Origin of the sequence: Paenibacillus aceris (genome assembly GCF_017874035.1) — a bacterium.
GTDB lineage: Bacteria > Bacillota > Bacilli > Paenibacillales > NBRC-103111 > Paenibacillus_E > Paenibacillus_E aceris.
Genome location: NZ_JAGGKV010000033.1, coordinates 52,018 through 60,976, shown reverse-complemented (window position 1 = coordinate 60,976; position 8,959 = coordinate 52,018). Strand labels below are relative to the sequence as shown.

At 47.8% G+C, this 8,959-nt stretch carries 7 protein-coding genes; 2 read left to right on the top strand and 5 right to left on the bottom strand.

The window, feature by feature from the left end; genetic code table 11:
- Positions 1 to 287 precede the first annotated feature (287 nt).
- Both J2Z65_RS32430 and J2Z65_RS32425 read left to right on the top strand, forming a co-directional pair.
- Positions 288 to 1,034: an SDR family NAD(P)-dependent oxidoreductase gene (locus tag J2Z65_RS32430; protein ID WP_167067786.1), complete on the top strand. Its 747-nt coding sequence runs from the start codon at positions 288 to 290 to the stop codon at positions 1,032 to 1,034.
- A 183-nt stretch (positions 1,035 to 1,217) separates the two neighbouring features.
- Positions 1,218 to 1,973, top strand: a complete 756-nt coding sequence (locus tag J2Z65_RS32425) for a DeoR/GlpR family DNA-binding transcription regulator (RefSeq protein WP_167067789.1) — start codon at positions 1,218 to 1,220, stop codon at positions 1,971 to 1,973.
- 53 nt (positions 1,974 to 2,026) lie between these two features.
- Here the strand turns inward: J2Z65_RS32425 and J2Z65_RS32420 are convergent, their stop codons facing one another.
- From J2Z65_RS32420 to J2Z65_RS32400, 5 genes are all read right to left on the bottom strand, one after another.
- Complete coding sequence (locus J2Z65_RS32420; protein WP_167067792.1) at positions 2,027 to 2,221, bottom strand: CstA-like transporter-associated (seleno)protein; 195 nt, start codon at positions 2,219 to 2,221, stop codon at positions 2,027 to 2,029.
- A gap of 6 nt (positions 2,222 to 2,227) precedes the next feature.
- A complete protein-coding gene (locus tag J2Z65_RS32415; RefSeq protein ID WP_167067795.1) occupies positions 2,228 to 4,297 on the bottom strand; it encodes a carbon starvation CstA family protein in 2,070 nt (689 codons plus the stop codon).
- Positions 4,298 to 4,411: 114 nt separating this feature from the next.
- Positions 4,412 to 5,161 (bottom strand): LytTR family transcriptional regulator DNA-binding domain-containing protein, encoded by a 750-nt coding sequence (locus tag J2Z65_RS36010; protein ID WP_167067798.1) that lies wholly within the window; start codon positions 5,159 to 5,161, stop codon positions 4,412 to 4,414.
- Positions 5,162 to 5,167: 6 nt separating this feature from the next.
- Positions 5,168 to 6,772, bottom strand: coding sequence for a LytS/YhcK type 5TM receptor domain-containing protein (locus J2Z65_RS32405; protein ID WP_167067801.1), 1,605 nt, complete (start codon positions 6,770 to 6,772; stop codon positions 5,168 to 5,170).
- 785 nt (positions 6,773 to 7,557) lie between these two features.
- Positions 7,558 to 8,796, bottom strand: a complete 1,239-nt coding sequence (locus J2Z65_RS32400) for an MFS transporter (RefSeq protein ID WP_167067922.1) — start codon at positions 8,794 to 8,796, stop codon at positions 7,558 to 7,560.
- Between the last annotated feature and the right edge of the window lie 163 nt (positions 8,797 to 8,959).

Here is an 8,959-nt window from a genome sequence, read left to right as displayed (position 1 = left end):
CGTTGTTACGTTGTCTCATTCCGCTCGCCTCCCTTTATATGAATAGTACCTTATTTCCCATGGTACTCTCCAATTTAATTAGGGGGCTTAATAGAAATGACGGATCACAGGGAACTATGATCCGCTATTTCTCCGCATTTAGCCAATTGGGGGATTCTGCGGGTAACTAAGACCCTGTAGTTCCCTCTAAATCCTGCAATCAGCCGATTTCATCCAAATAGAGGACTACAGTTCCCTTACGCCGAAGGAGCTAGTAGTCACCAGCATAACGAGGGAGTTGGTTTCAAATGAAGTATTTTATAATTACCGGGACGTCCCGCGGTCTTGGCGAAGCAATGGCGCTTAAGCTCATTTCTCCGGAACATCACCTCATTTGTATTTCAAGAAAAAAGAACAATGACTTGATAGCTAGAAGTAGTCTTATGGATTACTACGAATATGATTTAAGTAACATCGGCGAAATCCACGCTCTGATGGAACAAGTATTTCACAAGATCGATGTAACAAATGCGGAAGGAATCTACTTGATCAATAACGCGGCCGTCTTAGCACCATTTTCCCGAATCGAGCAAGCCAGCTCACAAGAGTTAATTAATAATCTTCATATAAATCTACTAGCTCCCATCGTACTCACGTCGTGTTTTATTCGTTCGACCGAACAACTGCACATCGAGAAACGGATACTGAACATCTCCTCCGCCTCTGCGAAACATCTACTTCCAGGCATGAGCGTGTACTCTGCCGCTAAGGCCGGGTTGGATATTTTCTCAACAAGTGTAGGTTTGGAACAGGGTAACGAATCTACCGCAGTCAAAATCGTATCCGTATGGCCTGGGATGATCGATACGCGTTTACAAGAAGAAGCAAGAAACGCAAGCAAGGACACATCTGCCTCAGCCTCAGCGGACATTTTTAGAATGGTAAAAGATCGCGGAATGCTCGCATCCCCTGCGGTTACAGCTGATCAATTAATCAAATTGCTGCTTGGCAATTCATTTCATCAGGGGAGCGTTGTTGAAGAGCTTCGTGTATGAGCAGCTTTATGGGGCATTTACCGAATCAGCACATGGATCAAACAAGGTAAGCTGTACCTCTCCCCCTACATATCCTCACCGGCACGCCAATAGACGGCTTATCCATCCACATGATAAGATAGAAGGAAGCGTTACTTACATCGTTAGCTAGCTTTCCTCAAGGAAAGCTTTTTAGGAGGTTCCATGGGAAAGACAGATATTCGCCGAGATGCCATTATGCAAGCCATTAAAGATAAAGGCTCCATCGCCTTGACCGATATCGTTCAGCAATTTGGCGTATCTGAAGCAACAGCCAGGCGGGACCTTGAAATTTTAGAGCAAGAGAAACGATGCATCCGTACCTTCGGAGGCGCCGTACTGGAAAGCCTGAAGGTGGAAGTACCCTTTTTCAACAAAATGGACCTTTTTACCGAAGAGAAGAAAGAAATCGCCGACAAAGCGCTAAACTTCATTGAAGATGGCGATATCATCGGCTTAACAGGCGGAACGACAACGACGTTCATTGCCAAAAAGCTGAATCAGTTCAAGAACCTTACCGTCATCACAAATGCGGTGAATATCGCCTATGAACTGATCGGGACGCAAGGACTGCAGCTGATTCTGACAGGCGGCGTGATCCGCACGCAAACGTTCGAGCTGTCGGGTCCTCTAGCCAATGCGACACTCGATAATCTCAGCATCCGCAAAACATTCATGGGCGTAGACGGCATTTCGTTAACGCGCGGCATGATGATCTACAACGAGCTGGAAGCCGAGACGAACCGCCGGATGATGAAGCAATCGATGGAAACGTTCCTCGTTGCCGACCATTCCAAGTTTAGCCGAAGCTCTTTATTTGTCATAGGCGAAGTGCAGGAAACGACCGGAATTATTAGCGATTCCAAAATAACCCCGGAAATGAAAGAGGCCTTCAGAGATGCCGGAGTCCCCTTCTTATAAAAATGAAAAACTCGATCTCACGGTTCATCACCGCGGGAATCGAGTTTTTTCAATTAACAGCACCGATTGATTTTACCGCTCTCATAACGCTCATGCAGGGATTGCATGTAGAACTCTTTTTCCGTCAATATGGGATCTTCCGGATGGTGCTCCTGCTGATGCTTCAAGTACCTGGCATAGTCCGGAATATTGAAGATGACTTTGATCGTTGCATTTACCTTGCTCGAAAAACTGGCGATCGCTCTCAAAAAGCATCACGCTCCAAATGTGGATTGGACAAACGGCGATTCTTGCAGTTGCGGCTTTTGTTTTTGAATCAAAATGTTAAACCATAAACGGATCGAAATGATGATCATCAGTAGGACAACGATGCCGAAAAAGATCGTCAATCCCGCATCAATGTAGTTATTCGTTACGATTTGATGCATAACGTCCATGTTTTTGGCCGGGGCGATGACTTGTCCTTGATCAATTCCTTCTTGATATTTCTTCGCGGCCGCCAAAAATCCGATGCTGGCATTCCCGGAAAATGCTTTTTGGTAGCCTGCAGTCAACGTAGTCACGGACAGGAATACGAATGGGATCATACCTACCCAAGCATAGCGGGCTTTCCCCATTTTGATCATAATCGTAACTGCTACTGCTAAGGCAATGGCAGCGAGCATTTGGTTCGCGATACCGAAGAGCGCCCATAAGGAGTTAATGCCGCCAAACGGGTCGACAGCCCCTTGATACAGGAAGTATCCCCAAGCCAAGCAAACAATCAGGGAAGCAATGAAATTGTATCTCAAATCTTTCGTTTGCCCAAAAGGTTTATAGAAGTTGCCGACTAAATCCTGCAGCATAAATCGGCCGACGCGGGTCCCCGCATCCACAGCAGTCAAGATAAACACCGCTTCGAACAAAATCGCGAAATGATACCAGAACGCCTTGGCACCATTTAAAAACGTTGAGAAAATTTCAGCCATCCCCACAGCCAGCGTTGGTGCTCCACCGGTTCGGGAGAGAATGGTTTTTTCGCCGATTTCTTTGGCCGTGCTTGTAATCTGATCAGGGGTTAAGGTGAAGCCCCAGGATGAAATTTTGGCAGCGACAGCAGCGGGATCGGTTCCAATGACAGCCGGTGAAGAATTCATCGCGAAGTAAAGGCCAGGCTCCAAGGAGCAAGCAGCAATCAATGCCATAACCGCGACGAAAGATTCTGCGGCCATACCAGCAAAGCCGATGAAGGGCGCATGGCTTTCTCTATCGATCATTTTTGGCGTCGTCCCGGATGAAATCAACGAATGAAACCCGGAAACCGCGCCGCATGCAATCGTTATGAACAAGAAGGGGAACAAATTGCCGGAAAACACAGGCCCGGTTCCATCAATAAACTTCGTTACAGCAGGCATTTTCAATTGGGGTAAAATAACCATAATGCCGCCAGCGAGTAAGAGAATGACGCCGATTTTCAAAAATGAGCTTAAATAATCCCGTGGAGCAAGCAGCACCCAGACGGGTAAAATGGACGCGATCAGACCATAGATCACCATCAAAACAGCGATTTGCGGGGCTGTGAATGTAAACATTTTAGCTAATGCCGGACTTTCTGCAATATACTGGCCCGACCATAGAACAATCATCAACAAGACGAAGCCAATGATAGAACCCTCGATCACTTTGCCCGGACGAATGTAGCGCATGTAAAAGCCCATAAATATAGCGATCGGCATCGTCATGGCGATGGTGAACATGCCCCACGGAGATTCCGCCAACGCTTTGACCACAACAAGTCCAAGAACAGCGACGATAATAATTAGAATCGCGAGTGTGGCAATAGAAGCTAAAGTACCGCTAAATCGGCCAACCTCATCCTTGGCCATTTGTCCGAGCGATTTGCCGTCGCGGCGCATGGATCCGACAAGGGTCACAAAGTCCTGCACGCAGCCTGCAAGAACAGCACCGATAATAATCCAGAGAATGCTTGGCAGGTACCCCATTTGTGCGGCTAAAATCGGACCAACCAACGGTCCTGCTCCTGCGATCGCAGCAAAATGGTGTCCAAACAATACAAATTTATTCGTCGGAACGAAGTCTTTGGAATCGTTATGGACATGAGCGGGGGTTGCGCGGTTGTCATTTAGCTCATAGATCTTTTTTGCGATAAAACGGCTGTAGAAACGGTACCCGAACGAATACGTGCATATGGCAGCAATGATTAACCATATCGCCGAAATGCTTTCGCCTCTCGAAAGCGCGAGCATGGCGAAACCTGACGCACCAAGTAAAGCAATGGCAGCCCAGATCACATAGGAAGCAGCTTTGTTTTTTAATAGTAACATGTCTATGAACACCCTCCAATTAACATGATTGTTAGCGCTTACAAGGAGTATATCTTGTTTGGATAACAAGCGGAATACCTGAAACGCAACATGCCAATTTCGTGCCTCATGATGTTAAATTTCGAGTTTCAAACGCAGCAGCTTTACATAATTTCGGCTGACAGGTATGGTGCTGCGCCCAGCATCTTCCATGAGCAGATTATACGCTCCGTTCACCCAGGTCTTCATTTCTGAGATGGAAGCCAGGTTGACCAGATAGCTTTTGTGGCAGCGGAAAAAACCGTATGGCTCCAGCTTCTGTTCCAGCTCCGATAAGGTATAAGAGACAATATAAGCCTTATCATAGAGGTGAACCTGTACATGCTTAATCTCCTTGCTGATATACATAATATCTTTAGGCGATACATAAATAATTCCCTCGTCCAATTCCAGTGCAAGCTTTACGCTTGTCTTAGCAGATAACGTCCGGCTTTGGCTTGCAGACGCTGCGTCGCTGCGAGGCTGCGTTTTGCGCAGTTCGCGGAAAACAATCGCGATATCCTCTTCATCGTACGGCTTGAGCATATAATGAAACGCTCGCAGCTTAAACGCGTGAACGGCATATTGATCATAGGCTGTGGAAAAAACAATTTTCACCTGAGGATTGATTTCTCCTACAATTTCTGCAACCTGCAGTCCATTTAGATCCGGCATGTCCATATCGAGAAATAAAACATCCGGCGCTAACTCTTTAACCTTCTTAATCGCATCCATTCCGCCAGTTGCCGCGGTAACCTTATCCACCTCTTCACAGCTTTCTAAGAGATAGATCAATTCTTCTCTAGCCGGCTCTTCATCATCCGCAATGACAATATTCCAACCCACTCGCCATCACCTCACCCAAAATGTAATCATCGTGCCTTCTCCCGGCTTGCTTTCAATTTCCAGCGGATGCTCCTTGCCGTAATGATAGTTCAAACGCTGCTCGATATTCCGCAAAGCCATCCCCGCATGCTCCCCCTGATTATCGGGTCCCGCAGTTTCAAGACCCACTCCGTTGTCCTGCACGGTAATACGTGCTTGGAGCCTACCCTCCTCCAGCTCCTCCTTTACCGTAAGTCTGATGACGCCGATGCCTGGCTTGTTTTTGATGCCATGAACAATGGCATTCTCGATCAGAGGCTGAATCGTGAACGGAGGAATGGAGTGGTCTAACAGCCCTTCATCAATTTCGGCGTAAAACTCCATCTGATCGCCCAAACGTGATTTGATCAAGCTGAGGTAAGACATCACGAGTTCGTACTCATCACGAATCGTGATGAGACGCTGGTTGCCGTGGCTCATATTTTTACGCAAAAATTTGGATAAGTGCATGACCATCTGACGCGCCTCTTCCGGCCTCGTGCGGATAAAGGATTTGACTGTGTTCAGCACATTAAAAAGGAAGTGAGGATTCATTTGTGCCTGCAGCGAGCGAATCTCCGCATCTGCTAGCAGCAATGTTTGCCTCTCGGATTCAACAAACGCATACTGCTGTGAAAGCAGCTCCGCAAGGGAGGACAGCATACGCCTGCGGGATGGATTATCATCCTGTTCCCGCTCAAAATATAAGCGAAACTGGCCGACCAGCGGCCGATTTGGAACTCGGATGTATAAATCGTTCCAGTGATGCGTTTTTCTGCCTTCTGCTACCCATGCTTCGCCATCTTTACTGAAAAAAGCACCGACGGCCCTCATTTCCTCATTCAGCACTTTCCCAATTTCTGATACGGCTTTATCGAACTCCAACCGCCAGAGCGGCATCGTCATATCCGCAATTTGCAGCGCTTTGCGAGCATGTTCCGCACCAATCCGTGCCTCTTCCCGCTCCATCGTATTATATAGCACAAAATACAAGGCAACCCCGACGCTGTTTGCGAGCGTCTGTGGCAAGCCAATGAGCGAAACCAAATTGGCCGCATCGTCCCATGGTTTGGCTAGAGCAAGAATAAGAACCATCTGCAAAGATTCGGCCATGAATCCAACAAGGAATGCGAGCTGTACGGACGATACTTTACGGAAGCGCTTCTTGAACGCATTGCGGCAAAGTCCTGCTAAGACACCTTGGAGAATCGGCGCAATCATACAAGCAACGGCAACGAATCCCCCTAAGCTGTAGCGATGCACCCCTGCGATAATGCCGACGATGAGCCCGCTTTTTACGCCGCCAAGCAGTCCGGCAATGACAACGCCAACGGTTCGCGCATTCGCGATCGCCGCTGTTGGTGAAACTTCCCCGATCCACGGGGCAGGCCTGTATGTATAATCGGATACCGTCACACCCGAATACGTTGCAAGAATCGCATAGGCTGAAAAAAAGAACAGGAAGCGCCATTGATACGTCCTGTCACCCTGATAGCTCATGTAACTGCGCATCCAGCGGCTGCGGGAGAAGGCAAACGCAAGCGCAATCAAGAAACCGACCCGTTCCATCATATCCACGAACAACTGAAGCATGATTCACTCACCTTTTACATTCTCATACCGTAATCCTAACAGAAATCGCATTTGCTTGCAGTAGGATGAGTTGAAGGGCTGTGGGTCTGAGTAAAACATTGTAGGAAGGCGCACACAGTGGGGAGATGGTGGCTATTCGCAGCTGTAACGATGGGAAACATCGTTACGGGCCTCGAACAGTGTGGAGGTGAGGGCTTTTCGCAGCTGTAACGATGCGAAACATCGTTACGGGCCGGGACTCGCACAGCGTGGAGGTGAGACTTTTTCGCAGCTGTAACGATGGGAAACATCGTTGCGGGCCTCGAACAGCGTGGAGGTGCTGGTTTTTCGCAGCTGTAACGATGGGAAACATCGTTACAGGCCTCGCACAGCGTGGAGGTGCGGGGTTTTCGCAGCTGTAACGATGCGAAACATCGTTGCAGACCTCGCACAGAGAGGAGGTGCGGGTTTTTCGCAGCTGTAACGATGCGAAACATCGTTGCAGGCCTCGCACAGCGTGGAAGTGAGACTTTTTCGCAGCTGTAACGATGCGAAACATCGTTGCAGCGCGTGTCTGCCACGATGATGTAGCTGTAACGATGGAAAACATCGTTGCAGGCCTCGCACAGCGTGGAGGTGAGACTTTTTCGCACCTCCAACGAAGCGCAACTTCTCGGTTGGTGGCACCCACTTGAGAAATCACTTTTCGACTTTTCACCTCCAGCCAAAAAAGGACTGCCCCAAGAAGTCGGATATGACCTTCTCAGAGAGTCCCAATTGTAATTTTTCGACGAAACAATCAAGCTCTACCCTGCTTTAGCTTCTTCATTGCCCGGCTGACCCGCGCCGCTGATTTTGTACTTCAACGTTGGCAGCATAATAAATACGCCAATCAGGAATAGAACAGCTGAAGTGACATAAATGGACTCCAGCGAGAAGGAAGCCTTAATGCTTCCCGCCAAACTCATCGTAAGCACCATCGCTCCCATGAACAGCGGGTTCAAAATCCCATTTACCCGGCCAACAAATGCTTCTTCCGTATTGCCAAGAATCATCGTTGAGATCCCAATTTGGATCGCAGGCATAACTAGTCCGGAGAAGAATTGCATCAAGAGTGCCAGCCATACCAAATGGGTCAATCCCATGACGGCAAAAGCCACAACACTTACACTCATCCCGACAATCAACAGCGCTTGCGGGGACACCTTTTTGGCAAAAGCCATGGTCACACCGCCACCGATAATCATCGCAATCCCGTTGGCTGCCATAAACCATTGCAAATCTTCCTTCGGCAGGCCAAGATTCTCAGTCACTAGAAAGATCCCCAGCGGAGAGATTAAACCGATCGCCAGACCAGCAACGGCAAAGCAGCCGCCTAACGTAACAAGCATTTTATTTTTCAGAACATACTTAAAACCTTGACCCATTTCTGCAAAAATGTGCGTGGATGGCTTCTCGGCACCTTCCTCATTTTTACGATCTGCAGGCAGGAACGTTAGTACGAGCGCGGAAAGCAGGAAGCATACGCCCATAATGGCGACTGCAACTTCAATCCCGAAGTGATAATAGACAAAGGTGCCCATGATTGGCCCCAAGATCATAAAGATCGCCATCATGGATTGAAACAACGACATCCCCATCTGCATTTGGGATTCATGCACATGTACCTTGAACAGCTTCATCCCGGACGGTTGGGAGAACTGGGACAAGATGGAGGAAACCAATGTAGCGAAAAAGATCGCCTTCCAGGAACCGTAATACAGAGTAATCATAATGACAAACACGGAAGCTGCACTGAGGATATCGCACCATACCATCGTCAATTTAGGTCTCCATCGGTCCGCAAAGGCACCGCCGATAAAAGAGAAAATAAAGATCGGCGCGAACTCCGCCACTGAAATCAAAGAAACCGAGTAAGGATCATTATTAGTCATGTCTGTGACATAGAGAAGAATCGCAAAGTTACGAATCCAGATTCCGATTTGGAGAAAAAGACCGGATAGCATGATGGATTGCACGAAACGATTGGCAAAAAAGGAACGCATCGTCGGCGCATCCGAAGCTATTACATTAGACAAAACAAACACCCCTTCGCAAAATAAAGTAGATCCATGAAACATAACTTCTTTCTAACGTTACACGAAGAAAAAAAGTTTCACTAACCTCATCTAATTTAACGAAAAAGGGTGCTTGACGTCTAGTGACATA

Excerpts from the sequence above, each read along its gene's own strand:
- J2Z65_RS32415 (WP_167067795.1), bottom strand. The coding sequence starts at position 4,297 with ATGTTACTATTAAAAAACAAAGCTGCTTCCTATGTGATCTGGGCTGCC.
- J2Z65_RS32405 (WP_167067801.1), bottom strand. The coding sequence starts at position 6,772 with ATGCTTCAGTTGTTCGTGGATATGATGGAACGGGTCGGTTTCTTGATT.
- J2Z65_RS32430 (WP_167067786.1), top strand. The coding sequence starts at position 288 with ATGAAGTATTTTATAATTACCGGGACGTCCCGCGGTCTTGGCGAAGCA.
- J2Z65_RS32425 (WP_167067789.1), top strand. The coding sequence starts at position 1,218 with ATGGGAAAGACAGATATTCGCCGAGATGCCATTATGCAAGCCATTAAA.
- J2Z65_RS32400 (WP_167067922.1), bottom strand. The coding sequence starts at position 8,796 with ATGCGTTCCTTTTTTGCCAATCGTTTCGTGCAATCCATCATGCTATCC.